The organism is Actinoplanes sp. NPDC049668, from assembly GCF_044465445.1.
In the GTDB taxonomy this organism is placed as follows: Bacteria; Actinomycetota; Actinomycetes; order Mycobacteriales; family Micromonosporaceae; genus Actinoplanes.
On record NZ_JBITLR010000002.1, the window covers coordinates 582,823 to 604,973 of the forward strand.

The 22,151-nt window shown below is 74.5% G+C and carries 23 protein-coding genes; 15 read left to right on the plus strand and 8 right to left on the minus strand.

Annotation, left to right across the window (positions count from 1 at the left end):
• Nucleotides 1-2: 2 nt before the first annotated feature.
• Entirely contained in the window at nucleotides 3-959 is a 957-nt protein-coding gene (locus tag ACIBSW_RS09610) for an ABC transporter substrate-binding protein (RefSeq protein ID WP_354722758.1), read from the plus strand.
• A gap of 77 nt (nucleotides 960-1,036) precedes the next feature.
• On the opposite strand, the gene ACIBSW_RS09615 is transcribed toward ACIBSW_RS09610, so the two are convergent.
• Together ACIBSW_RS09615 and ACIBSW_RS09620 are read right to left on the minus strand one after the other, a co-directional pair.
• Nucleotides 1,037-1,933 (minus strand): diacylglycerol kinase family protein, encoded by an 897-nt coding sequence (locus ACIBSW_RS09615; RefSeq protein WP_354722756.1) that lies wholly within the window; start codon nucleotides 1,931-1,933, stop codon nucleotides 1,037-1,039.
• Nucleotides 1,930-3,498, minus strand: a complete 1,569-nt coding sequence (locus ACIBSW_RS09620; protein ID WP_354722755.1) for an FAD-binding oxidoreductase — start codon at nucleotides 3,496-3,498, stop codon at nucleotides 1,930-1,932. Before ACIBSW_RS09620 ends, ACIBSW_RS09615 begins: the two co-directional genes overlap by 4 nt.
• A gap of 17 nt (nucleotides 3,499-3,515) precedes the next feature.
• On the opposite strand from ACIBSW_RS09620, the gene ACIBSW_RS09625 reads away from it, so the two are divergent.
• The 3 genes from ACIBSW_RS09625 to ACIBSW_RS09635 all read left to right on the plus strand — a co-directional run bounded on the left by ACIBSW_RS09625 (nucleotide 3,516) and on the right by ACIBSW_RS09635 (nucleotide 6,200).
• Complete coding sequence (locus tag ACIBSW_RS09625; protein WP_354722753.1) at nucleotides 3,516-4,109, plus strand: TetR/AcrR family transcriptional regulator; 594 nt, start codon at nucleotides 3,516-3,518, stop codon at nucleotides 4,107-4,109.
• Nucleotides 4,110-4,182: 73 nt separating this feature from the next.
• The gene (locus ACIBSW_RS09630) at nucleotides 4,183-5,727 is read left to right on the plus strand and encodes a glycerol-3-phosphate dehydrogenase/oxidase (protein ID WP_354722751.1); all 1,545 of its coding nucleotides are present in this window, start codon (nucleotides 4,183-4,185) and stop codon (nucleotides 5,725-5,727) included.
• 29 nt (nucleotides 5,728-5,756) lie between these two features.
• Complete coding sequence (locus tag ACIBSW_RS09635) at nucleotides 5,757-6,200, plus strand: NUDIX domain-containing protein (protein ID WP_354722750.1); 444 nt, start codon at nucleotides 5,757-5,759, stop codon at nucleotides 6,198-6,200.
• Between the two features lie 4 nt (nucleotides 6,201-6,204).
• Here the strand turns inward: ACIBSW_RS09635 and ACIBSW_RS09640 are convergent, their stop codons facing one another.
• Both ACIBSW_RS09640 and ACIBSW_RS09645 read right to left on the minus strand, forming a co-directional pair.
• Nucleotides 6,205-6,534 (minus strand): hypothetical protein, encoded by a 330-nt coding sequence (locus ACIBSW_RS09640; protein ID WP_354722748.1) that lies wholly within the window; start codon nucleotides 6,532-6,534, stop codon nucleotides 6,205-6,207.
• A complete protein-coding gene (locus ACIBSW_RS09645) occupies nucleotides 6,531-7,757 on the minus strand; it encodes a hypothetical protein (protein WP_354722746.1) in 1,227 nt (408 codons plus the stop codon). Before ACIBSW_RS09645 ends, ACIBSW_RS09640 begins: the two co-directional genes overlap by 4 nt.
• A 133-nt stretch (nucleotides 7,758-7,890) precedes the next feature.
• Between ACIBSW_RS09645 and ACIBSW_RS09650 the strand changes: the two genes are divergently transcribed.
• Together ACIBSW_RS09650 and ACIBSW_RS09655 are read left to right on the plus strand one after the other, a co-directional pair.
• Nucleotides 7,891-8,418 carry a SigE family RNA polymerase sigma factor gene (locus ACIBSW_RS09650; RefSeq protein ID WP_354722744.1) on the plus strand — a complete coding sequence of 176 codons (528 nt, stop codon included), beginning with the start codon at nucleotides 7,891-7,893 and terminating at the stop codon, nucleotides 8,416-8,418.
• A complete protein-coding gene (locus ACIBSW_RS09655) occupies nucleotides 8,418-9,617 on the plus strand; it encodes a hypothetical protein (protein WP_354722742.1) in 1,200 nt (399 codons plus the stop codon). The genes ACIBSW_RS09650 and ACIBSW_RS09655 overlap by 1 nt, the downstream gene beginning before the upstream one ends.
• A gap of 185 nt (nucleotides 9,618-9,802) precedes the next feature.
• Here ACIBSW_RS09655 and ACIBSW_RS09660 read toward each other — a convergent pair whose 3' ends face one another.
• Nucleotides 9,803-10,660 (minus strand): helix-turn-helix transcriptional regulator, encoded by an 858-nt coding sequence (locus ACIBSW_RS09660; protein WP_354722740.1) that lies wholly within the window; start codon nucleotides 10,658-10,660, stop codon nucleotides 9,803-9,805.
• 132 nt (nucleotides 10,661-10,792) lie between these two features.
• Between ACIBSW_RS09660 and ACIBSW_RS09665 the strand changes: the two genes are divergently transcribed.
• Nucleotides 10,793-11,698, plus strand: a complete 906-nt coding sequence (locus tag ACIBSW_RS09665; protein WP_354722738.1) for an oxidoreductase — start codon at nucleotides 10,793-10,795, stop codon at nucleotides 11,696-11,698.
• A 153-nt stretch (nucleotides 11,699-11,851) separates the two neighbouring features.
• Here ACIBSW_RS09665 and ACIBSW_RS09670 read toward each other — a convergent pair whose 3' ends face one another.
• From ACIBSW_RS09670 to ACIBSW_RS09680, 3 genes are read right to left on the minus strand one after another with little or no spacing between them, the layout of a single operon-like run.
• Nucleotides 11,852-13,348, minus strand: a complete 1,497-nt coding sequence (locus ACIBSW_RS09670) for an MFS transporter (RefSeq protein WP_354722736.1) — start codon at nucleotides 13,346-13,348, stop codon at nucleotides 11,852-11,854.
• Nucleotides 13,349-13,383: 35 nt separating this feature from the next.
• The gene (gene aqpZ, locus ACIBSW_RS09675) at nucleotides 13,384-14,208 is read right to left on the minus strand and encodes an aquaporin Z (protein WP_354722734.1); all 825 of its coding nucleotides are present in this window, start codon (nucleotides 14,206-14,208) and stop codon (nucleotides 13,384-13,386) included.
• Between the two features lie 56 nt (nucleotides 14,209-14,264).
• Nucleotides 14,265-14,936 carry an adenosylcobinamide amidohydrolase gene (locus ACIBSW_RS09680; protein WP_354722732.1) on the minus strand — a complete coding sequence of 224 codons (672 nt, stop codon included), beginning with the start codon at nucleotides 14,934-14,936 and terminating at the stop codon, nucleotides 14,265-14,267.
• Nucleotides 14,937-15,033: 97 nt separating this feature from the next.
• On the opposite strand from ACIBSW_RS09680, the gene ACIBSW_RS09685 reads away from it, so the two are divergent.
• From ACIBSW_RS09685 to ACIBSW_RS09720, 8 genes are all read left to right on the plus strand, one after another.
• A complete protein-coding gene (locus tag ACIBSW_RS09685; RefSeq protein WP_354722730.1) occupies nucleotides 15,034-16,329 on the plus strand; it encodes an SGNH/GDSL hydrolase family protein in 1,296 nt (431 codons plus the stop codon).
• 1 nt (nucleotide 16,330) lies between these two features.
• Nucleotides 16,331-17,434 (plus strand): LuxR C-terminal-related transcriptional regulator, encoded by a 1,104-nt coding sequence (locus ACIBSW_RS09690; RefSeq protein WP_354722729.1) that lies wholly within the window; start codon nucleotides 16,331-16,333, stop codon nucleotides 17,432-17,434.
• 52 nt (nucleotides 17,435-17,486) lie between these two features.
• The gene (locus ACIBSW_RS09695) at nucleotides 17,487-18,347 is read left to right on the plus strand and encodes a class II fructose-bisphosphate aldolase (RefSeq protein ID WP_354722727.1); all 861 of its coding nucleotides are present in this window, start codon (nucleotides 17,487-17,489) and stop codon (nucleotides 18,345-18,347) included.
• Nucleotides 18,344-19,114 (plus strand): HAD-IA family hydrolase, encoded by a 771-nt coding sequence (locus ACIBSW_RS09700; protein WP_354722725.1) that lies wholly within the window; start codon nucleotides 18,344-18,346, stop codon nucleotides 19,112-19,114. The genes ACIBSW_RS09695 and ACIBSW_RS09700 overlap by 4 nt, the downstream gene beginning before the upstream one ends.
• On the plus strand, nucleotides 19,111-19,761 hold the full coding sequence (gene dhaL / locus ACIBSW_RS09705) for a dihydroxyacetone kinase subunit DhaL (RefSeq protein WP_354722723.1): 651 nt from the start codon (nucleotides 19,111-19,113) through the stop codon (nucleotides 19,759-19,761). Before ACIBSW_RS09700 ends, dhaL begins: the two co-directional genes overlap by 4 nt.
• The gene (gene dhaK / locus ACIBSW_RS09710) at nucleotides 19,758-20,753 is read left to right on the plus strand and encodes a dihydroxyacetone kinase subunit DhaK (RefSeq protein ID WP_354722721.1); all 996 of its coding nucleotides are present in this window, start codon (nucleotides 19,758-19,760) and stop codon (nucleotides 20,751-20,753) included. The genes dhaL and dhaK overlap by 4 nt, the downstream gene beginning before the upstream one ends.
• Nucleotides 20,754-20,858: 105 nt before the next feature.
• Complete coding sequence (locus ACIBSW_RS09715; RefSeq protein WP_354722719.1) at nucleotides 20,859-21,353, plus strand: hypothetical protein; 495 nt, start codon at nucleotides 20,859-20,861, stop codon at nucleotides 21,351-21,353.
• Nucleotides 21,354-21,403: 50 nt separating this feature from the next.
• Nucleotides 21,404-22,147, plus strand: a complete 744-nt coding sequence (locus ACIBSW_RS09720; RefSeq protein ID WP_404799288.1) for an EAL domain-containing protein — start codon at nucleotides 21,404-21,406, stop codon at nucleotides 22,145-22,147.
• The last annotated feature ends 4 nt before the right edge of the window (nucleotides 22,148-22,151 follow it).

Genomic DNA, 22,151 nt, shown 5'->3' on the forward strand with positions numbered 1-22,151 from the left:
CGATGCTGAACGGAACGCGCCGGCTGGCGGCGCTGCTGAGCGTGGTGGCGCTGGCCGCCTGCGGTGACTCGTCGGCCGCCATCACCGCGCCGCCCGGCGTGGAGCGCGCGCCCTGCGGCACCGTCCAGATCGCCGTCAACCCCTGGGTGGGCTACGCGGCGAACGTCGCGGTGGTCAGCTACCTGCTCAAGCAGGAGCTGGGCTGCAAGGTGGTGGAGACGGACCTGACCGAGGACGAGTCGTGGGAGGGCCTGGCCAGCGGCAAGATCGACGTCATCCTGGAGAACTGGGGCCACGACGACCTGAAGAAGACCTACATCGACGACAAGAAGGTCGCCGTCGAGCAGGGCCTGACCGGCAACAAGGGCGTCATCGGCTGGTACGTTCCGCCGTGGATGGCCAAGGAGTACCCGAACATCACGAAGTGGAAGAACCTCAACGACTTCGCCGACATGTTCAAGACGGACAAGTCCGAGGGCAAGGGCCAGCTGCTCGGCGGCGACCCGTCGTTCGTGACCAACGACGCCTCCCTGATCAAGAACCTGGACCTCGACTTCTCCGTGGTCTACGCGGGCAGCGAGGACGCGCTGATCGCCGAGTTCAAGAAGGCCGAGGCCGAGCGGAAGCCGTTGATCGGCTACTTCTACACGCCGCAGTGGCTGCTGTCGGAGATCAAGCTGGTGCACATCCCGCTGCCGCTGTACAAGCCGGGCTGCGACTCCGATCCGGAGACGGTGGCCTGCGACTACCAGCCGTACGACCTCGACAAGATCGCTCGGAAGGCCTTCGTCGACTCCGGCAGCCCGGCCGCCGACCTGATCAAGAACTTCCGCTGGACCAACGACGACCAGAACGCGGTCGCCCGCGACATCACGGTCAAGAAGCTGTCCCGTGACGCCGCCGCGAAGCGCTGGCTGGACTCGCACCGCACCACCTGGCAGCAGTGGATTCCCCAGTAACCGCGCCCGTGGCCTGAGGACGGCCCGGCACCGGCACCTACCGTGCCGGCGGCCGGGCCGTTTCCTTGCCCCCGCCGTCAGGGCGACGCGGCGGCCCGGGGTACGCCGATCAGCCGCAGGGCGGACGGTCGCACCCGGACGGTGACGGGTGCGCGGCCGAGCGGCTCGCCGTCGGCGTACACGGGCAGCGGCCGGTCGGCCGCGACGGTGACCTGCCGGACCCGCCGGGTCTCGATGCCGGGCAGGCCGACGTGTGCGCCGCGGCGCAGCGCGGCGAGCACGCTCACCATCCGGTACCGCGGCAGCGCACCCACGATGACCAGGTCGAGCAGGCCGTCGTCGAGGCGGGCGTTCGGCGCGACCCGCAGGCCGCCGCCGTACCAGGGCGCGTTGGCGACGACGACGGTGTGCCCGGACAGCCGCACGGTCTCGCCGTCGACGGTCAGCGTGTAGCCGACCGGCCGCCACCGGACCGCGACGGCGAGCGCGGCGAGCTGGTAGGCGACCGGGCGCCGGGGCAGCCGGCGGCGGTTCGCGAGATCGTTGGCGGCGGCGTCGATGCCCGCGTAGACGCTGCCGACGACGACCCGGCCGCCGGCCTCCGCCACGTCGACCGGGGCGCTGGGCAGCGTGCGCAGCGCGGCGGCGGCCTCGGCCGGGTCGCTCGGCAGCGGCACGGCGCGGGACAGGTCGTTGCCGCGCCCGGCCGGGATGACCGCCAGCTCGGCCCCGGTGCCGGCCAGCCCGGCGGCGACCGCACCGGCCAGTCCGTCGCCGCCGGCGGCCAGCACGGCGTGGCCCAGGGCGGCGGCCTCGGCGGCCAGGTCGGTGGCGTGTGCCAGGCCGCGGCTGTACCGGACCGTCACCGCGGCGCCGCCCTCGCGCAGCTCCCGGGCCAGGCGGGTGATCCGGCCGGCCGCGGCACCCGACCCGGCCGCGGGGTTCACCACCGCGGTGAAGGCTTCGCGGCTCACGGCAGCAGGATCCCGGGATTGAGGATCCCCTGCGGGTCGAGCGCGGCCTTGACCCCGCGCAGGGCGGCGGCGCCGACCGGGCCGATCTCGCGGCCGTACCAGGGCCGGTGGTCGCGGCCGACGCCGTGATGGTGGGTGATCGTCGCGCCGGTGGCGGCGATCGCGTCGCTCGCCGCCGCCTTCGCCGCGCGCCATTGCGCGACCGGGTCCGGCGCCTGCGCCGCGACCACGGTGAAGTAGAGCGACGCGCCGGTCTCGTAGACGTGCGAGATGTGGCAGAGCACGAGCGGCGGCGTCCCCGCGGCGGCGAGCGTCTCGACGAGCGCGTCGCGCACCGCGGCGTAGGTCTCGGGCAGCCGGTCCCAGAACGTCGCGGTCTCCAGCGTCTCGGCGAGCGCGCCGGCGTCGAGCAGCGCGTCGCGCAGGTACGGCGCCCGGAACCGCCCGGCGCGCCACTGCTCGCCCGGCGCCTCGCCGAGCGACGTGCCGCCGAGCTCGGTCAGCCGCCGGTACGCGGCGTCGGCGCGGTCGGACACGTCTGCCTGCGTACCCTCGAATCCGACGACGGCCAGGCAGCCGCCGTCGGCGTCCGGGCCGCTTCCGGTGGCCGCGTTGATCGCGGTCTCGGTCTCGTCGGAGAGCCGCAGGACGGTCGGCAGCGGGCCGTCCTGTGCCAGCGCCCGCAGCGCGCGGGCGCCGTCGGCGAAGGACGGGAACGTCCAGCCGGCGTAGCGGCGCGCGGCCGGCGCCGGGCGCACCCGCAGCGTCAGCTCGGTGACGACGCCGAAGACGCCCTCGGAGCCGAGCAGCAGCTGCCGCAGGTCGGGGCCGGCGGCGGACTCCGGCGCCCGGCCGACGTCGAGGGTGCCGATAGCAGTGGCCGCGCGCAGCCCGACCACCATCCGGTCGAAGCGGCCGTAGCCGGCGGAGGCCTGGCCGCTGGAGCGGGTGGCGGCGAAGCCGCCGAGGCTCGCGTACTCGAAGGACTGCGGGAAGTGGCCGAGCGTGAGGCCCTCGGCGGCCAGCAGCCGCTCGGCGGCCGGCGCGCGCACCCCGGCCTCGAACGTCGCGGTGCGCGAGACCGGGTCGAGCCGCAGCAGCCGGCCGAGGCCGGCGAGGTCGAGGGCGAGCACGCCGGCGTAGCCCGCGCGGTCGGCGGCGAGGCCGCCGACCACCGAGGTGCCGCCGCCGAACGGCACGACCGCGACGCGGTGCCGCGCGCAGGCCGCGAGCAGCGCCGCGACCTCGTCGTGGCCGCCGGGCCGGGCCACCGCGTCCGGCGCGCCGGGCGCGTCGCCCGCGCGCAGCCGCAGCAGGTCCTCGGTGGACTTGCCGGCGGCGTGCGCCAGCCGGGCGGCGTCGTCGGTGTCCACCCGCGGGCAGGCGGCGCGCAGGTCGTCCAGCACCGCGGCGTCGAGGGCGGCGCGGGGCAGCACGGCGGCGTGCGCGGCCGGCCGGGGCTCCTTGACGCCCAGCGCGTTGCCGAGCAGGGCGGCGACGCCGGGCGGCAGCGTCAGGGCGTCGGCGGGGTCGCCCCATCGGGCCACGTCATGCAGGTCATTCATGGGTTACACTGTGACACATGACGTCCAGTCGTAACACCCCTGAGCGGCGTACGACCGAAGATGCGCTGCTCGACGCCGCCCGGGACTGCGTTCTCGCCGTCGGGCTGCGGCGCACCACGCTCACCGACGTCGCCCGCCGCGCCGGCGTCTCCCGGATGACCATGTACCGCCGCTGGCCCGACATGGCGTCGCTGGTCGGCGACCTGATGACCCGCGAGTGGAGCGAGCTCGCGCTGCGCGCCCAGGCCGACGCCGACGGCGAGCACGCGCGGCACCGGCTCGTCGACGGCCTGGCCACCGGCGCCCGGCAGCTGCGCGAGCACCCGGTGTTCCGCCGCATCGTCGAGCTGGACCCCGAGGTGCTGCTGCCGTACCTGGTGGACCGGCGCGGCACCAGCCAGGACCGGATGCTCGCCGGGCTGGAGGAGCTCATCGGCGAGGGCCACGCCGACGGCTCGGTGCGCGCCGGGCCCGCCGAACTGCTCGGCCGCGCCGTGCTGCTCGCCCTGCACGGCTTCGTCATCTCGGCCGCCACGATGACCGACGGGATCACCGAGGCCGACCTCGACGCCGAGCTGCGCCTGCTCCTCGACCGTTACCTCGCGCCATGAGCGAGCTTGCGAGCGAATCATCAACTCAGTCCCGAGCTCTTGTCATCGCCGGAGCGCCAGCGGAGGTGATGGCATGAGCGGCACCGCGCTCAACGCCGCGCGCCGCGACCGGGAGCTGGCCGCGATGGCCGCCGGTGACGTCGTCGACCTGCTCGTCGTCGGGCTCGGCGTCACCGGGGCCGGCGTCGCCCTCGACGCCGCGTCTCGCGGGCTCACCGTCGCCGCCGTCGACGCGCACGACCTCGCCTTCGGCACCTCCCGGTGGAGCTCCAAACTGGTGCACGGCGGCCTGCGCTACCTGGCCGGCGGGCACGTCGGGCTGGCGTATGAGAGCGCGGTCGAGCGCGACATCCTGCTGCGCCGGGTCGCACCGCACCTGGTCAACCCGCTGCCCTCGGTTCTGCCGCTGACCCCGCTGATCTCCGGCGCCCGGGCCGCCGTGACCCGCGCCGGCTTCCTGGCCGGCGACGCGCTGCGCGCCGCCGCCGGCACGCCCGCCCGCCGGCTGCCGCGCTCGCGCCGGATCACCCCGACCGAGGTGCACCGGCTGGTGCCCGCCGTGCGCCGCGCCGGGCTCCGCGGCGGCCTGATCGGCTGGGACGGCCAGCTGATCGACGACGCGCGGCTCGTGATCGCGCTCGCCCGCACCGCCGCCGGGCACGGCGCCCGCGTCATCACCCGGTGCCGCGTCACCGAGCTGCACGGCGGCGGCGCCACCGTCGTCGACACCCGCACCGGCCAGGAACACCGGCTCCGCGCCCGCGCCGTCGTCAACGCCACCGGCGTGTGGGCGGACCAGCTCGATCCCGGCGTACGGCTGCGCCCGTCCCGCGGCACCCACCTCGTCCTGCGCCCGGGCGCCCTCGGCGCGCAGACCGCCGCGCTCACCATCCCGGTACCCGACGAGACCAGCCGGTTCGTCTTCGCGCTCCCCCAGAGCGACGGCCGCGTCTACCTCGGGCTGACCGACGAGCCCGTCGACGGCCCGGTGCCCGACGTGCCCGAGCCCAGCCCGGCCGAGCGCGGCTTCCTGCTCGACGTGCTCGCCACCGCCGTCGACCCGGCACCGTCCGAGGCGGACGTGGTCGGCGCGTTCGCGGGGCTGCGCCCCCTGCTGGCCGGCGCGGCCGACAGCACCGCCGACCTGTCCCGCCGGCACGCCGTACGCACCTCGCCCGGCGGGGTCACCACGATCGTCGGCGGGAAGCTGACCACGTACCGGCGGATGGCCCGCGACGCGGTCGACGCCGCGCTGAGCGCCAACGGCCTGCCGGTGGGTCGCTGCCGCACGGCCCGGCTGCCCCTGGTCGGCGCCGCGCCGCCGGAGCGGCTGGCCCGGATTCCGGCGCCGGCCCGGCTGGTCGCCCGCTACGGCACCGAGGCGCCGGACGTCGCGGCCCTGGCGGCCGACGACCCCGCGCTGGCCGAGCCCGTCGCCGCCGGCGTCGCGGTGACCGGGGCCGAGCTGCTGTGGGGCCTGCTCCGGGAGGGCGCGCTCGACGAGGACGACCTGCTCGACCGGCGCACCCGGATCGGCCTCGTCCCGGCCGATCGGGACCGCGCCCTGCCGGCCGCCCGCTCCGCCGTCACCCGCGCGGCGGCGACCGTCGGCCCCTGACGGCCGGGCGCGGAGGGATATCGTGCGGCATGACTGCCGTTGCGCGCGTGCGAGCCGCCTCGTACATCACCAGGAGCGGCCCGAGGGGGCGGGAACTCCTGGTGTTCGACTATCCCTCCGCGCCGGACGCCGGCACGCACCTGCCCGGCGGCGGGGTCGAGCCCGGCGAACGGCCCGACGCCGCCGCCCTGCGGGAGGCCGTCGAGGAGACCGGCATCCGGGGCGGCCTCGAGCTGCGCGGCGTCGTCGGCGTGCAGCAGGGCACCTACAACACCGGCGACCCGCGCATCAGCATCTACTTCCACCTGGCCACCGACGAGCCGCGCGACGCCTGGACACACACGATGGTCGGCGACGACGGCGCCTGGGACACCGGCCTGCGGATCCACTGCCGGTTCGTCCCGCTCGCCGAGGCCGCCGACCTGCTGCGGACGAGCTGGCACCACCAGGAGGAGTTCGTCGGCGCGCTGTAGGCGCTCACCTCCTGCGGCGCGGTACTTCGCCGGTGCCGTCCTGGTGGACGTGGGTCGTGTTGTGGTCGCCGACCGCGAGGTGGCCCACGTTCTCGATCTTTCCGATCCGGATCCGGCTGCCGGTGGCACCGCCGCCCGGGTCGTCCTCGGACCGCTCGGGCGCGCGCCGGCGCGCGGCGATCAGCGCGGTCCCGGCGAGCGTGGCCAGCGCCAGCAGGAAGCTGCCGACGCTGGCGTACTGGTCGGCCTCGCCGAGCGAACCGCGCGTGGCGAAGAAGACGCCGGCGAGCACGAATCCGAGGGCGCATCCGGCGGCGGTCAGCCAGAACCTCATCGGGACCACCAGGCCGGGTCGGGTTCCGCCCCGTCGGTGCGGTCCGGCCGCGGCGGCCGGCGCGCGCGGTGCCGCTCGACGCCGCGCCTGATGTCCTCCTCGGGCTTGAACGCGGCGGGATGCAGGTCCAGCTCGGTGTGCAGCCGGTTGCCGACGCCGATCATGACGCTGGTGGCCTGGTCCACCGTGACCAGCCCGAACAGCCCGAGCACGGAGGCGCGCTGCTCCGGCAGCCCGTCGGCGTAGCCGAGCACGTTCTCGTCCGTGGCGTTGCCGGCGGCGCCGACCAGGTCGCCGAGGAACGCGGCCATCACGCCGGGATCGTCGCGGGCGCCGGCCGAGAGGTCGACGTAGCGGCGCGCCAGGTCCTCGCTGTCGGCGAGCAGCGCGCCCGCCGGTACGACCGTGCGCTCCACCACGTAGCGGGAGTCGAGGCGGGTCAGGGCGTCGTCGCCGAGCTGTACCGTCGCCGCCCGGTGGATGGACGCCACGCAGTCCGCGCGGATCCGCCGGGACATCGTCGTCGGCCCGGCCTCCTCGGGGCGCTCCACCAGGTCGTTCAGCGCCGCGCGCAGGTCGCGCACGACCCGGGCGTTGTCCTGGCCGGGTTCGGCCCGGGCGACGATGTCGCGGACCCGGGTGGACCGCAGCGCGTCGTCCTGCGCCACGACCGCCTGCCGGACGTGCACGTGGTCGACCTGGGTGAGCTCGCAGTTGTCGCCGACCACCACCGACGTCGAGTCGCGGGCGTGCACGGTGTGCGGCGGGAACATCAGGCCGAGGCCCCGGCTGTCGATCCGGCCGTGCGCGTGGGTGGCGGCCTGCAGGACGCCGACGCCGTGGAACTCCGGCCGTACCCGGGCGGGTCTCGACGATCCGGGCCAGCGGATCGGGTAGGTCCGCCGGGGCCGGGTCTCACCCTTCGCGCCCGCCTCGGCCCACACCTCCGGCGGCAGCATCCGCTCCAGCAGGAAGATCCGCGGGTCCTCGGCCGCGGACGCTGCCGGCCCCCCGGCTCTGCGGGCTCGGGTGCGCTCCGGCGCCGCCGGGCGTTTCGCCTCGGCGCGGGACAGCAGGTAACGGGCGAGGCCGGACCGCGGAACGGGCCGCTCGGCCCTGAGGTCGGGCGGGACGTCGCTCTCCTGCCGCGCCTCCACTTCGGACGCGGTCTCGTGCCTGGTCTGCCGAGCGGAGTACTGGTACACCACAACCCCCGGAGTCACACGCTCCGTCCAGGCTGACAGATCCACGCCGCGGCAGACAGACCGCGGGCGTGTCACATCCGCCGGTGTTGACAACCGGACGGCCGGCCGGGCCCGTCTGAGGGGTGATGACCCAACGGAGGGCGGCGGCGGGATGCGGGACGGTTCGCAAGAGGAGTACGTCGAGTACGTCACGGCGCGGATCCCCGCGCTGCGGCGGCTGGCATACCTCCTGGCCGGGGACGAGCACCGCGCCGACGACCTGGTGCAGCAGACGATCACCACGCTGTTCGTGAAGTGGCGGCGCGCGCGCACCGCCACCCACCTCGACGGATACGTGCGGACCATGCTGGTCCGCACGTATCTCGACGAGCGGCGGCTGGCGTGGGCCCGGGTCCGGCTGCTGCGCGAGACACCCGAGCGGCCGGCGCGGGCCGGGGACACCGGCGTCGAGGACCGTCACGTCCTGCGGGCGGCGCTGGCCCGGGTGCCCCGCCGGCAGCAGGCCGTGCTGGTGCTGCGGTTCTACTACGACCTGCCGGTCGACGAGGTGGCCGCGACGCTCGGCTGTTCCGCGGGCACGGTCAAGAGCCAGACCTCCCGCGGGCTGGCCACGCTGCGACGCCTGCTGGGCGAGACGGAGCTCGCGGGATTCACCAATCAGGGATCGAGGAGCCGATGATGCCGTCCGAATTCGAATTGCTGCGACAGCTCGACGACGAGCCGCGTACGCCGTCCACGGTGGACGTCCGGCGCGCCGTCGCCGACGGGCGGCGCAGGCTGCGCGCCCGACGCGCCGCCGGCTACGGTGGCGCCGCGGCGGTGACCGCGATCGCCGTCGCCGGCACGTCGTTCGCGGCGGGGGTGGTCGGCCGCGACGCCCCCGAACACCCGGCGACCGGCGCGGCGCCCAGCGTCGCGCCCGCCGCACCGACCGGCTGCACCCTCGGCCGGCTGCCCGTGCCGGACAAGGAGCCGATGGCGCTGGTCACCGGCGGCGACAACACCGGCCGGTACCTGGTCGGGCGCACGTATCCGAAGGCCGGCGGCTACCAGGCGGTGATCTGGCACGACGGCAAGGTCCGCAAGGTGATGCTCCCCGGCGACCTCGAGGAGTCGCTGCCGGACGTCAACTCGGCGGGCACGGCCGTCGGCTGGAGCTACACGTCCGGCGGGCCGGTCCCGTTCGTCTACCGCGACGGCGAGGTGTCGAAGCTGCCGGGGGTGGCGCACGGATCGGCGTACGCGATCAACGACGCCGGGGTGATCGTCGGCGACGACGACCGGGCCGCGCTGCTCTGGCCGTCGGCGACGGCGGAGCCGAGGCGGCTGCCGGTGCCCGCCGGCGCGTCGGAGGCGACCGCCGCCGACATCGACGAGGACGGGACGGTGGCCGGCAGCGTGGGCCGGCGGCCGTACGTCTGGTTCCCGGACGGCACCCACCGCGAGCTGCCGATGCCGGTCCTGGACGGCAAGCCGGCCACGACCGGCCACGTCTTCGCCATCCGCAACGGCTGGGCGACCGGGGTGGCCGCCGGCGGCGCCGGTGCCAAGGGTGACGCCAGGAGCAAGGCGGCCGGCGAGGCCTCCGTGTCGGCCGCGGTGCGCTGGAATGTCCGCACCGGCGAAGCGCGGGTGTTCGCCGACCTGACGATGGGCGCCACCGCGGTGAACGCGCACGGCTGGCAGGTCGGCACGGACCGGCAGGGTCGCGCGGTGCTGGTCGCCGACCGGACCGTGGTGCTGCCGGATCTGGCCGCACACGAGCCGAACGGGCTGGGCAACATCGCGAGCTCGGTGAGCGACGACGGGCGCACGATCGGCGGACAGTCGGACGACGCGACGGGCACGATCCAGGCGGTCGTGTGGCGCTGCCGGTGACGAGCAGCGGGCGGGCCCGGGCGGGCCCGCCCGCTCACCGGTCTCCCAGTGCGTCTGCCTCTGCCGCGTCGAGCAACGCGGTGTGGTGGATCTGCCAGTCCGGCTGACGGTGGACGTGCTCCTCCCGATTCACTTCGTTCTTCCCCCGCGTGGGCCACGGCGCGCGATGACAGCGGCAGAGGTCTTCAGCTGATCAAGCGGGTCGCGTGCAACGACGCCAGGAGCTGCAGCCGGTCCGCGTCGGCGCTGCCCGGCTCGGCGGTGAAGACCAGCATTACCGGGCCGGGGTTGCCGGGCAACGGATAGGTGTCCCAGTCCAGGACGACGTCGCCGATCTCGGGCACCCGGAAGGTCTTGGTGCCGCTGACCGACACGCGTACGTCGTGCCGGGACCACAGCCGACGGAACTCGGCGCTGCGGATGCTCAGCTCACCGACGATCGCGGTGGCGCGAGGATGGGTCGGGTCGGTGGCGACGGCGGTGCGCATCATGCCGATGTAGTCCAGGGCTTGGCGCTCCCAGTCCGGGCAGCCTCGCTCACCGGTCCGCGTGTCATCGAACATCAGCAGGAGCATGTTGAGCCGGTCGGGCGAGTAGGCGTCCGGGTCGCCGAGCAGAGCCCGCGCCATCGGGTTCCAGTCGAGCAGGTCGAGGTGCCGGCCGAGCACGACCGCCGGGGTGTCCATCACCCGCAGCAGTCTCCGCGTGCTGTCGGGGACCTGTTCCGGCTCGTGGCCCATCCGGGCGGGCATCGGCCGGCGGGCGGCGTGAGCCAGGGTGAAAAGGTGCCGGCGTTCCTCGTCGTCGAGGCCGAGCGCGGCGGCGAGCGCGTCCAGGACGTCGTCGGACGGGCGTACCTCCCGGCCCTGCTCCATCCGCTGGTAGTAGTCGGTGCTCAGCCCGGCGAGCAGGGCCAGCTCCTCGCGTCGCAGGCCGGTGACCTTGCGCCGGCCGCCCGGCTCCAGGCCGACGTCGTGCGGCTGCAGCCGGCCGCGCCGGGCGCGCAGGAAGTCACCGAGCTCGCGGGCGTACGGATGGGTCATTCCGCAAGTGTGCCGCCTCGCCGGGCACCCGAGGTAGGTCCCACATTCCTAGGCAACCGGGTACGACCGAACCGGCTCGCGTTGCTCCTAGCGTCGTCGGTCTTACCGCCCCGACACTGCCAGGAGTAGCTGATGACCGGATGGACCGCCGACCGCATCCCCGACCAGCGGGGCCGGGTCGCCGTCGTGACCGGCGCGAACTCGGGCCTCGGCCTGGTCACCGCCACCGAACTGGCCCGCCACGGCGCCCGCGTCGTGCTCGCCGTCCGCAACACCGCGGCCGGCGAGGACGCCGCCCGCCGGATCGGCGGCGACGTCGAGGTGCGCGAGCTGGACCTGGCCTCGCTCGCCTCGGTACGCGCGTTCGCGGCGAAGCTGGCCGTCGACCACCCGGCGATCGACGTACTGATCAACAACGCCGGCGTGGTGCTGCTCGGCCCGCGCCGCGTCTCCACCGACGGTTTCGAGCTGCAACTCGCCACCAACATGCTGGGCCATTTCGCGCTGACCGGCCTGCTGCTCGCCAACCTGGCCGCGGCGCGGGAATCCCGGGTGGTCAGTCTCAGTTCGATCACCCACAGGAACGCGCATCTCGATTTCGACGACGTCATGTTCGAGCGTGACTACCGGGCGGCGCGCGCCTACGGCCGGTCCAAGCTCGCCACCACGATCTTCGGCATCGAACTGGACCGACGCCTGCGCGCCGCCGGCTCGCCGATCGTCAGCGCGCTGGCCCACCCCGGTCTCACCCGCACCAACCTGACTCCACGTGCCTGGGAGCACCGTGGCCGGCTCGGGCGGTGGATCGGGTTGGCCGGCCTGCTGGCCACCCAGCCGGTGGAGCAGGGCGCGCTACCGCAGTTGCGCGCCGCTACCGAGCCCGGTGTGCGGGGCGGCCAGTTCTTCGGCCCGTCCCGGCTCTGGGAAACCCGGGGCCAGGTCGCCGAGGCCCGGATCAGCCGGGAGGCGGCCGATCCAGCCGTCGGCGAACGGCTCTGGACAACGGCCGGAGAACTGACCGGCGTCAACTACCTCTGACAGAGCGCCATCCTCACCCTGGCAGGTCCGCGACGACCAGCTCACCCGGGGCGGCACCGGCCTGCACGATGACCGTGCCGTCCGGTCTCCGGAATCCGGAACCGCCGCCGCCGAGCAGCGGCCCGTCGGGCCCCGCGCCAGGTCGGCAGCCGGTCACGGGGTGGCGGGCGCCGGCCCGGTGGGCGTCGCCGAGGTCGGGAGGGTGTGTACGTGGGCGCCGGCGGCCGCCGCCGAGTCGGCCAGGGTGCCGTGGGCGGCGCGGTGCCGGCCCATGGCCACGGCCATCGCGACGCCGAGGAGGCTGATCGCCGCCATCGTCCAGGCGGCGGCCGACAGGCCCGCGGCGAGCGCGTCGGCGCCCGGTTCGCCCTGGGCGGTGCGGTCCGCGATCACGGTGCCGTAGATCGTCGCGGCGAGTGCCGTCGCCACGGCCGCGCCGACGTAGCGGGCCATGTTGGAGACGCCCGAGGCAGCGCCGACCTGGGCCGGCTCGACCGAGGCCGTCGCGGCGGACGAGGCGGGGCCGTTCGAGAGGCCCATGCCGAGGGCGACGGCGACCAGGGGCAGGACGAAGGCCGCGTACTTCCAGGAGGACTCGACCAGGCCGATCGCCGCGAAGCCGGCGGCGGTGATCGCGAAGCCGGCGGCGACGACCTGGCGGCCGCCGAAGCGGGCCGCGAGGCGCGGCACGAAGGCGGCGACCGCGACGAGGCCGGCGGTGGCCGGCAGGGTTGCCAGGCCGGCCTGCAGCGGGCTGAACCCGAGCGTCTGCGGGTCCTGGAAGTAGAGGCTGACCAGGTACATCAGGCCGTTGATGGTGCCGGCTCCGATGAGGATGGCGATGGTGGAGGCGACCAGGATCCGGTTGCGCAGCAGCGACAGGTCGAGCATGGGTACGGCGACCCGGCTCTCCACGGCCACGAAGGCGAAGCCTGCGGCGACGGCCAGGGCCAGGCTGCCCAGGGTGGCCACCGACGTCCAGCCCCAGTCGCCGCCCTTGCTCAGCGCGAGCACGAACGGCATGAGGGTGAGCGCGACCAGCAGGCTCCCGGCGATGTCGATCGAGCGGGACCGGCCGGGGTCGCGCGACTCGGCGACGGTGGCGGCCGTCAGCGCCATGCACACCCCGGCGACGCCGGCGTCCACCCAGAACAGCGCCTGCCAGCTGGCCAGCTCGACCAGGACGCCGCCGAGCAGCGGGCCGGCGGCGGCGCCGACCGCCGCGGCCGCGCCCCAGTACGAGACGGCCCGCAGCTGCGCGGCGCCGCGGGTGGCCACCGAGAGCAGGCTGAGCCCGCAGGCCAGGATCGTCGCGCCCGAGGCGCCCTGTATCGCGCGGCCGAGGATGACCATGCCGCCCGAGTCGGAGAGCGCGATCAGCACGCAGGACGCGATGAAGAGCAGCAGGCCGTACTGGAAGATGCGCCGGCGGCCGAAGACGTCGCCGAGCGAGCCGGAGGTCACGATGGTCGCGGCGCCGACCAGCGAGTAGCCGGTCACGGCCCACTGCAGGGTGGTCACCGACATGCCGGTGTCGGTGCTGATCGCCGGGAGCAGGATGCTGACCGCGGACGTGTTCGCGTTGACCACCAGGGTGGACAGGCAGGTGGCGATGAGGACGCCTCGGGCCGAAGTCTCAGTTGCCTGCATCGTTGCATCGTCGCGGCAGGGGCCCGGAGCCCGCCTCATCCGCGTCGAGTGACCTGCCTGCGCCGCCGGAGCTCCTCGGCGGCCGGGTGCCGCCCGGGCAGGTCTCCCACGGACGTCTCGGCCGCCGCCGTGTCCTGCGCCTCCTCGGCGATCCCCTCGGCGCCCTCCTCGCCCGCCACGTAGCGGTAGCCGAGCCCGGCGACCACGCCGCCCACCATCGGGGCCAGCCAGAACAGCCAGAGCTGGGCGAGCGCCCAGCCGCCGACGAACAACGCCGGGCCGGTCGAGCGCGCCGGGTTCACCGAGGTGTTGGTGACCGGAATGATGACCAGGTGGATGAGGGTCAGGCACAGGCCGATCGCGAGCGGGCCCATGCCCTTGGGCGCGCGCCGGTCGGTCGCGCCGAGGATGACCATCAGGAACAGCGCGGTCATCACCAGCTCGGCGACGGCCGCGGAGGCCAGGGTGTACCCGCCGGGCGAGTGCTCGCCGTACCCGTTGGTGGCGAATCCGCTCTCCGAGGCGCTGAAGCCCGCCTGGCCGGAGGCGATCACCCACAGCACGGCCGACGCGACGATCGCCGCCGCCACCTGGGTGACGATGTACGGCACCACGTCGCGCCCGGGCGTGCGCCGGCCGAGCCACAGCCCGACCGTGACCGCCGGGTTGAAGTGCCCGCCGGAGATGTGCCCGAAGGCGTACGCCATGGTCAGCACGGTGAGGCCGAAGGCCAGCGCGACGCCGAGCATCCCGATGCCGCCACCGGGGACCGTCGCGGCCAGCACCGCGGCGCCGCATCCACCCAGCACCAGCCAGAAGGTGCCGATGAACTCGGCGCCCAGACGCCTGGAGAGAGTCACCGGCCAAGATTAATCCCGGGCCGGCGTCCGGCGCGGCGAGTTGCGCGATCCCGGCGTCAGCCGGTGGCCTGCCGCTCGGACCAGGACTGCACGCCCGACAGGTTGACCGCGCCGCCGTCGAGGACGGCCCGGTGGGCGGCGCGGGCCAGCCGCTCTCCCCACAGCGAGCGCGGGCCGGCGTAGTCCGCCGCCGGGCCGGTGCGCGGGCAGAGCACGGCGACCGCGTCGGTGGCGGTGCCGGTGGCGGCCAGGCCCAGCTCGCGGATCGCCTGCGTCTTGGCCTCGGTGAGGGTGGCGACCGCGTTCACCAGGGCGCCGTCGCTCAGCCGCCGCGGCACCCAGGCCACGATGTTGACCGTGCCGGCGTGCGGCGCGCGCGGGCCGTCGGCGGCCGCGGCCTGGATCGGCGCGCCGAGGCCGACAGTGGCCCAGAGCCGCACCTCGCCGTCGCCGGTCGCCACCACGTCGGCGACGTCGACGCCGGTGAGCAGGCCGACGCCGGGACCGGAGAGCCCGAGCCCGGCGGCGATCTCGCGCAGGTGCGCGGCCGGGTCGCCCCGGTCGTACGACATCGGCACGCTCGCGTTGACCAGCCAGCCGCAGGGCCCGATCCCGCCGCCGAGCACCGCCGACGAGATCGCGATCACCGGCTCGGGCAGGCGCCAGACCAGCAGCGGAATGTCGTGGCCGCCCTCGGCGCGGTGGGTCAGGTCGGGTTCGGTGATCACCGACCGACCCTAGCCGGAGGACCCGCGTCGATTTCTTGACAGGCGGCCGGGTCTGCGCTGGGCTGGTGGAATCGCCAGCGGATCGCGGAGGTCGTCGATGGCTGCATCAACCACCACCACCAGATCGAGGCGGCTGTTCAGCGCCGCCGTCGCCGCCTTCGGCGCCGCGCTGCTCGCGCTCACCGGCCCGGCCGTCGCGTCCGGCGAGCGGCCGGCCTCCTGGACCGGCACGTGGAGCACGGGGGTGACCGGCGCGGCGACCCCGCCGGTGCCGGCGGTCACGTTCGAGGACCAGACCCTGCGCCAGATCGTGCATGTCAGCGTCGCGGGCCGGTCGCTGCGGGTGCGCCTTTCCAACGAGTACGGCACCGAGCCGCTCGTCATCGGCGAGGCGCGCGTCGCCCGGCGCGCCGCCGGTGCGGAGACCGTCGCCGGCACGGACCGCGCGCTCACCTTCGGCGGGCGCTCCTCGGTGCGCGTCCCGCCCGGCGCGCCCGCGCTCAGCGATGCCGTGACGCTGGCCGTACCCGCCGGATCCGATCTGGTGGTGAGCGTCTACCTGCCGGGGCGGACCGCCGCCGCGACCCAGCACGGGTCCGCCTTCCAGACCAACTACCTCGCCGCCGGCAACGTCACCCGCGCGCGCACCCTGACCGGCGCCACGACCTCGACGTCCTGGTACTTCATCTCCGGCGTCAGCGTCGCCGCATCGCGCGGAGCGGCCTCCGTCGTCGCGTTCGGCGACTCCATCACCGACGGCGCGATCACCACGATCGACGCCAACCGCCGCTGGCCGGACCTGCTGGCCGGCCGTCTCGGCGGCCGGGGCCTCGGGGTGCTCAACAAGGGCATCGGCGGCAACCGCCTGCTGTACGACGGCAACACGCTCGCCGACGGCCCGTTCGCCGGCCTCGGGCCGATCTTCGGTGACAGCGCGCTCAGCCGCTTCGACCGCGACGTGCTCGCCCAGCCCGGGGCCCGCTACGTGATCGTGCTGCTCGGCATCAACGACATCGGGCAGCCGAGCTCGATCGCGCCGCCGTCGGAGGCGGTGACCGTCGACGACCTGATCTTCGGGTACCGGCAGCTGATCGCCCGCGCGCACGAGCGCGGCCTGCTGATCTTCGGCGCCACCATGACGCCGTTCCAGGACACCACCATCCCCGGCTACTACAGCGAGGCCGGCGAGGCCAAGCGGGTCGCGGCCAACCGGTGGATCCGCACGAGCGGCGAGTACGACGGCGTCATCGACTTCGACCGGGCCGTGCGGGATCCGGCGCAGCCGGCGCGCATGCTCGCGCGCTACGACAGCGGCGACCACCTGCACCCCAACGACGCGGGCATGGCCGCGATGGCCGACGCGATCCCGCTGCGACTCTTCGACAGCCGTTGACGTGCCGCCGCACGCGGCCCGTCCGGTCTTCCGCCTCGACGAGGCGGTGGCCGACGTCTACGGCGACCTGCGGCTGGCACCCGTGCTGCGGCGCCTGCTGCGGCACACCGGACGGCTGACCGGCTCGGCGGCGGGCAGCGTCTCCCTCATCGACGCCGACCGGGGCTGCTACGTCAAGGTCGCCGAGTACGGCGTCTCCTGCCGGCTCGGCCACTCGTTCCCGCTGGACGAGGGGGCGACCGGGCGCGCGTTCGGCAGCCGCCGCCCGGTGGTGATCCCGGACTACGGGCAGCTGCGGGCCGGCCACCTGGCCGCGGCGCACCCGGCGCGCAACGGCCCGGCGGCCGCGGTGCCGATCTGGTGGCGCGGCGAGGTGATCGCGGTCAGCGTCGCGTTCGCGCCGTCGGCCGGCACGCTCTCGCCGCGCGGCGTCGACGAGCTGGAGGCGCTGACCCAGTCCGCGGCGGCGGCGATCGTCGAGTCCGGCCGGCGCGACCCGTCGCTGGCCGCGCTGATCCGGCGGCGCTTCGCCCCCGCGGCCGGCGGCCCGGCCGCGCACGCGGTGGTCACCGAGGCCGGCGTGGTCCGGCCGGTCTCGCCGGAGGTGGCCCGGGTCGCCGCGGACCTGGTGGCCGGCGCGGGCCGGGCGGCGGCGCGGCGGCGGCCGTACCCGCGCCTGCACGTCGCGATCGTCTACCGCCCGCACGGGCTGCGGGTGCTGGTGCAGGACGAGACGACCGGCTCGGTGGCGGCCTCCGGCGCGGACCCGCTGGGCATGGGCACCGGCACCTGGGACGAGCTGGTGCGCCTGGCCGGCGGCGGCGTCACCGTCGAGCAGGTGCACGGCTGGGGCGTGCTGGTGCGCGCCGACCTGCCGTACTCGGTGGGTGCGCCGCACGGCCGGTCCGGGCCGCCGCCGTTCACCCCGCGGGAGGCCGAGGTGCTGGAGCTGCTGCGGCAGGGGCTGACCTACCGCGAGATGGCGAGCCGGCTGCTGCTGTCCACGAAGACCGTGGAGAAGCACGTCGGCGCGATCATGCGCAAGACCGGAGCCTCCAACCGTACGGCCGCGGTCGTCACCGCCCTGGGCAACGACTGGCTGTGATGGGGAACCTTCCCCATACCGGCGACCGCGTTCGGAGGTCTTGACTGGCGGCATGCCCGTCGTCGCCATGAAGGAGATCCTCGACCGCGCGCTGGCCGAGCGGTACGGCGTCGCCGCCATCAACATCGTCAACGACCTCACCATCGAGGCCGTGCTCGCCGCCGCCGAGCAGGAGCGGGCACCGGTCATCCTGCAGACGTCGGTGAAGACCGTCGACATGTACGGCCGGCGCCGGCTGCACGACATCTTCCAGGCGCTGGCGCGCGACGCGTCGGTCCCGGTGACCCTGCACCTGGACCACTGCCCGAAGCGCTCGGTCATCACCGACTGCCTGCGCGGCGGCTGGAACTCGGTGCTGTTCGACGCGCACGAGCTCGACGTCGCGGAGAACCTGCGGCAGACCACCGAGGTGGTGGCCGAGGCCCGCGCGGCCGGCGCGCACGTCGAGGGCGAGATCGAGGGCATCCAGGGCGTCGAGGACGACCTCGGCTCCGACGAGGCCTCGGTGGTGCAGAGCCTGGAGGTCGCCGTCGACTTCATCGAGCGGACCGGCGTCGACTGCTTCGCGCCGGCCATCGGCAACGCGCACGGCCGGTACAAGCAGGCGCCGACGCTGGACGCGCAGCGGGTCAGCGACCTGGTCTCCGCCACCGGCGTCCCGATGGCGCTGCACGGCGGCACCGGGCTGTCCGACGAGCAGTTCACCGACCTGATCGCCCGGGGCTGCGCGAAGGTCAACATCTCGACGGCGCTCAAGGAGACGTACCTGAAGTCGAGCCTCGAGCTGCTGCGGGAGGCGGCCGAGCGGGACCGGTGGGACCCGCCGACGCTGTTCCGGCACCAGCGGGCGGCGGTGGTGGACATGGCGCGCCGGCACATCCGGCTGTTCGGCGGTTCGGGGCGCGCGTGGTGACCGCGCTGGTGTTCGACTGCGACGGCGTGCTCGCCGACACCGAGCGGCACGGCCACCTGCCGGCGTTCAACGCGACGTTCGAGCGGTTCGGGCTGCCCGCGCGGTGGAGCGAGGACGAGTACGCCGGCAAGCTGCGGATCGGCGGCGGCAAGGAGCGGATGGCGAGCCTGTTCGAGGACCCGGCGTTCGCCGCGGCCGTCGGCGACGCCGACCGGGCCGAGCTGCTGCTGACCTGGCACCGGGCGAAGACGGCGGAGTTCCGGCGGCTGGTCGGGCAGGGCCGGATACCGGCCCGGCCGGGCGTCGCCCGGATCATCGGCGGTGCGCTGGACGCCGGATGGACGGTCGCGGTCGCGTCGACGTCGGCCGAGGAATCGGTACGCGCGGTGTTGGAGCACGCGGTCGGCCCGCACGCGGCCGCGCGGATACCGGTGTTCGCCGGCGACGTGGTGCCGGCCAAGAAGCCGGATCCGGCGATCTACCGGCTGACGGCCGACCGGCTGGGCCTGAACGCCCGGGACACGCTGGTGATCGAGGACTCCCGCAACGGGCTGCTCGCCGCGACCGGCGCCGGGTTCCGCTGCCTGGTGACGGTCAACGGCTACACCCGGCACGAGGATTTCGGCGAGGCGTCGCTGGTCGTCTCGGAGCTCGGCGAGCCGGGCCGGCCCCGGATCGAGGTGCTGGCCAACCGGAGCGGGGCGCGCCCGAAGGCCTACCTGACGCTGGAAGATCTGCGCGCCTGCCTGGACGGAGGAGCGGGATGAGCGGAAATGCGCTGCCGGGCGCCGAACTGGTGGTCCGGACGATCGCCGAGACCGCGATCGAGAACGAGAAGTACTTCGGCGACCTCGACGCCGTCGTCGGCGACGGCGACCTCGGCTACTCGCTGGCGCGCGGTTTCGAGAAGCTGCTCGACGGCTGGGACGCGATCGACCGCAGCGACGCCGGCACGTTCCTCAAGCGCACCGGGATGGTCCTCGCGTCCCGGATCGGCGGCACGTCCGGGCCGCTCTGGGGCACCGCCTTCCTGCGCGCGGGCGCCGCCGCGGGCACCGCCGCGGACCTGTCCGGCGCGCAGGTGGTCGCGATGGTCCGCGCGGCCGTCGAGGGGATCAAGGCGCGCGGGCAGTCGGACGTCGGCGACAAGACGCTGCTGGACGCCCTGGTGCCGCTCGCCGACCGGCTCGAGCGGGAGTTCGCCGCCGGCGCGGGCGCGGCCGACGCCCTGCGGGCGGCCGCCGAGACCACCCGGGAGGCGGCCGAGGCGACCAGCGGGATGGTCGCGAAGCGGGGACGCGCGGCGTACACCGGCGAGCGCAGCAGGGGCTCGGTCGACGCGGGCGCCACCGCGGTCGCGGTGATCGTCGAGCGGATCAGTGAGACCTGGCAGAGACAAGGAGCTACGTCGTGAAGAAGTTCGTCAACGATCCCAAGAACTACGTGGCCGAAATGCTCGAGGGCGTCGCCCTGGCCAACCCGGACCGCCTCCGGTACGTGCCGGAGTACAACCTGATCATGCGCACCGACGCGCCCCGGGAGGACAAGGTCTCCATCGTCCAGGGCTCGGGCTCCGGCCACGAGCCGGCGCACGTCATGGCGGTCGGCCGCGGCATGCTCGACGCGGCCTGCCCCGGCGACGTGTTCGCCGCCCCGCCGATGGACTACGTGTACGAGACCGCCAAGCTGCTCGCCTCGCCGCGGGGCGTGCTGCTGCTGGTGAACAACTACACCGGCGACCGGATGGCGTTCGACATGGGTAGGGAGATGGCCGAGGCGGACGGCGTGACCGCGGAGATCCTGACGATCAACGACGACGTGGCCGTGCAGGACTCCACCTACACCGTCGGGCGGCGCGGCGTGGCCGGCAACTTCTTCGTCATCAAGGCCGTCGGCGCCGCCTCCGAGGAGGGCGCGGACATGGCCGAGGTGCTGCGGATCGGGCGCAAGGTCAACGACGTCACCCGGACCATGGGCGTCGCGCTGACCGCCTGCACGCCGCCCGCGAAGGGCTCGCCGCTGTTCGAGCTCGGCGGCGACGAGATCGAGTTCGGGGTCGGCATCCACGGCGAGCCGGGCCGGGAACGCCGCCGGATCAAGGACGCCGACGCGATCGTCGACGACATGCTGGAGGCGGTGGCCGGCGACCTGCCGTACCGGTCCGGCGACCGGGTCGCGCTGATGATCAACGGGCTCGGCGGCACGCCGATCAGCGAGCTGTACATCCTCTACCGGCACGCGCACCGGCGGCTGGCGGAGCGCGGCATCACCGTCGGGCGCAGCTACGTCAACGAGTACTGCACGTCGCTCGACATGGCCGGCGCCTCGCTGACCCTGGTGCGGCTGGACGACGAGATCGACGGCCTGCTGGGCGCGCCCGCCGAGGTGGCAGCGCGGGTGTTCTGACCGCCGCCGCCGGAGACCGGGCCGGTTGCCGCCGGCCCGGTCTCCATAGAAGGACGTCTCTGGTAAGGTCGCTGGGAGCGCTCCCAAGACCACCAGGAGGATCCGATGCGCCGGGCCGTGCAGGCATTGGTAATCGGCGGCGTGCTGCTCCCGGCGGCCGCCTGCGGCATGGCCACGGGCCCGACGCCCGCGGTGCCGGGCGGCGCCCCGGCGGCGCCGAGCGCCGCGGCGAACGCCGCCGACGGCTCACTCAGATCCTCGTGCGAGGCCCTCGGCCAGGTGTACGGCAAGAACCTGGCCCCGGTCGCCGAGGCGCTCACCGACCTGGTGACCGCGCGGCAGAAGGCCGCCTCCGACAAGGCGCCCCGGGCGGAGGTGCGGCGGTCGCTGACCGAGTTCGCGTCCGCCATCCGGGCGGCCACCAGCGCCAGCGCCGACCCGGGGCTGCGGGCCGACGGTGAGCGGACCGCCGAGCAGATTCAGGCCAAGGCCGACGACGCCGGCTTCGTCGGCGCGGTCAAGACCAGCGAGGACGTGCAGACCGTGCTCGGCCCGACGCTGAAGCAGTGGCTGTCCCCGGTCGCACAGCACTGCTCCTGACTTGACTGGCGCTGCACCTGGTCTTGAGGTTCGCGGCGCACAGTAACCACATGAACACCGAGCCGCTGACCTCCGCCACCGAACAGGTCCTCCGTAGCGTGCTCGACCACCGCGCCATCCACCTCGCGTTCCAACCCGTCGTCCAACTCCACGACGGCCTCGTCCGCGGCTACGAAGCCCTCGCCCGCTTCGACCACCAACACTTCACCAGCCCCGTACACGCCTTCGCCGCCGCCAACGCCGCCGGCCTCGGCGTCGAACTCGAACTCCTCGCCGCCCAAACCGCCTTCCAACGCCTCGACGACATGCCACCCGGCGCCTGGCTCAGCATCAACCTCTCCGTCGAAGCCCTCACCACCCCCGCCGTCACCAACCTCCTCCTCACACACGCCCACCGCGGCATCACCATCGAACTCACCGAACACACCCAGGTCAGCGACTACCACGCCCTCAACCAAGTCACCGACCAACTCCGCGCCGCCGGCATCCTCATCGCCGTCGACGACGCCGGCGCCGGCTACGCCAGCCTCAGCCACGTCCTGCAACTACGCCCCGACATCATCAAACTCGACATCACCCTCGTCCGAGACATCGACACCGACCCCATCCGCACCGCCCTCGCCCGCGCCCTGGCCACCTTCGCCCGCGAAACCGGCGCCATGCTCATCGCCGAAGGCATCGAAACCCACGCCGAACACGAAAAACTCCGCTCCCTCGGCATCGAACTCGGCCAGGGCTACTACATGGCCCGCCCCGGACCACTACCCAGCCGCCACATCGAACCGCTGCTGTAACGGC

Coding starts and splice junctions, on each gene's coding strand:
- ACIBSW_RS09610 (WP_354722758.1), top strand. CDS start 3: ATGCTGAACGGAACGCGCCGGCTGGCGGCGCTGCTGAGCGTGGTGGCG.
- ACIBSW_RS09620 (WP_354722755.1), bottom strand. CDS start 3,498: ATGAATGACCTGCATGACGTGGCCCGATGGGGCGACCCCGCCGACGCC.
- ACIBSW_RS09625 (WP_354722753.1), top strand. CDS start 3,516: ATGACGTCCAGTCGTAACACCCCTGAGCGGCGTACGACCGAAGATGCG.
- ACIBSW_RS09630 (WP_354722751.1), top strand. CDS start 4,183: ATGAGCGGCACCGCGCTCAACGCCGCGCGCCGCGACCGGGAGCTGGCC.
- ACIBSW_RS09635 (WP_354722750.1), top strand. CDS start 5,757: ATGACTGCCGTTGCGCGCGTGCGAGCCGCCTCGTACATCACCAGGAGC.
- ACIBSW_RS09640 (WP_354722748.1), bottom strand. CDS start 6,534: ATGAGGTTCTGGCTGACCGCCGCCGGATGCGCCCTCGGATTCGTGCTC.
- ACIBSW_RS09650 (WP_354722744.1), top strand. CDS start 7,891: ATGCGGGACGGTTCGCAAGAGGAGTACGTCGAGTACGTCACGGCGCGG.
- ACIBSW_RS09655 (WP_354722742.1), top strand. CDS start 8,418: ATGCCGTCCGAATTCGAATTGCTGCGACAGCTCGACGACGAGCCGCGT.
- ACIBSW_RS09660 (WP_354722740.1), bottom strand. CDS start 10,660: ATGACCCATCCGTACGCCCGCGAGCTCGGTGACTTCCTGCGCGCCCGG.
- ACIBSW_RS09665 (WP_354722738.1), top strand. CDS start 10,793: ATGACCGGATGGACCGCCGACCGCATCCCCGACCAGCGGGGCCGGGTC.
- ACIBSW_RS09670 (WP_354722736.1), bottom strand. CDS start 13,348: ATGCAGGCAACTGAGACTTCGGCCCGAGGCGTCCTCATCGCCACCTGC.
- ACIBSW_RS09685 (WP_354722730.1), top strand. CDS start 15,034: ATGGCTGCATCAACCACCACCACCAGATCGAGGCGGCTGTTCAGCGCC.
- ACIBSW_RS09695 (WP_354722727.1), top strand. CDS start 17,487: ATGCCCGTCGTCGCCATGAAGGAGATCCTCGACCGCGCGCTGGCCGAG.
- dhaL (WP_354722723.1), top strand. CDS start 19,111: ATGAGCGGAAATGCGCTGCCGGGCGCCGAACTGGTGGTCCGGACGATC.
- ACIBSW_RS09715 (WP_354722719.1), top strand. CDS start 20,859: ATGCGCCGGGCCGTGCAGGCATTGGTAATCGGCGGCGTGCTGCTCCCG.
- ACIBSW_RS09720 (WP_404799288.1), top strand. CDS start 21,404: ATGAACACCGAGCCGCTGACCTCCGCCACCGAACAGGTCCTCCGTAGC.